Source organism: Bradyrhizobium sp. P2_E8, assembly GCF_056403875.1.
Map to the genome: position 1 here is coordinate 1 of NZ_JBFUES010001869.1, position 594 is coordinate 594.

A 594-nucleotide genomic window follows, 5' to 3' on the forward strand; every position below is an offset into this window, starting at 1 on the left:
CGTAGATGCGGGCGGGGATCACCCCGTGCGGCGCCGGGATCGCCAGCGGCGCGACACGTGCAAGTTCCGGCGATTCGGGGTTGGTGGCAAAGCGCGCTTGGGCGTAATAGGCGCGCGCCTCCGGCGCGGTCAGGGTCTCGTAGGCGGGGCGGCCGGCCTCCTGGAACGCCTTGTAGACGGCGGCGGCATCGGGATCGAGCACAACGGGCATGGGGGCGACCTTGGGGCTTCCAGTTATTGTTGGGCGGCGCGTTCGGGGGGCGGGGCCCGCCTCAGGCCCTAGAGAAGGGTCCTCCGACTATCCCATTCGGCCGGCGGTCTGGCCAGCCGGCGCCGGGCTGGGCGGGAATGCCGCCCTTTCCCCGCCGTATTCGGCGTGTTAACCGGATGGCCTGCGAGCGGCGGTATCCCCTGTAGAATGTCCAGCAAGCCCGATTCGCTGTTGAAGCCGCGCGAGAAGATGGTTCGAACCCTTACCCTGACAGGTCTTGCGGCGCTTCTGGCCGCCACTGCGCTCACGGCTGCGACCCCCGCGCAGGCGCAGATCGGCACGATCTTCTCCGATCCGCCGCCGCTGCGGCCGCCCGGCAGCAT

Annotated in this window: 2 pseudogenes; one reads left to right on the top strand and one right to left on the bottom strand. The window is 70.0% G+C overall.

Annotated features, from left to right (window positions below):
* Nucleotides 1–211, bottom strand: a pseudogene (locus AC1D00_RS44410) (alpha/beta hydrolase); the annotation flags it as partial.
* A 207-nt stretch (nucleotides 212–418) separates the two neighbouring features.
* Here AC1D00_RS44410 and AC1D00_RS44415 point away from each other — a divergent pair.
* Nucleotides 419–594: pseudogene (locus AC1D00_RS44415) on the top strand (DUF2155 domain-containing protein); the annotation flags it as partial.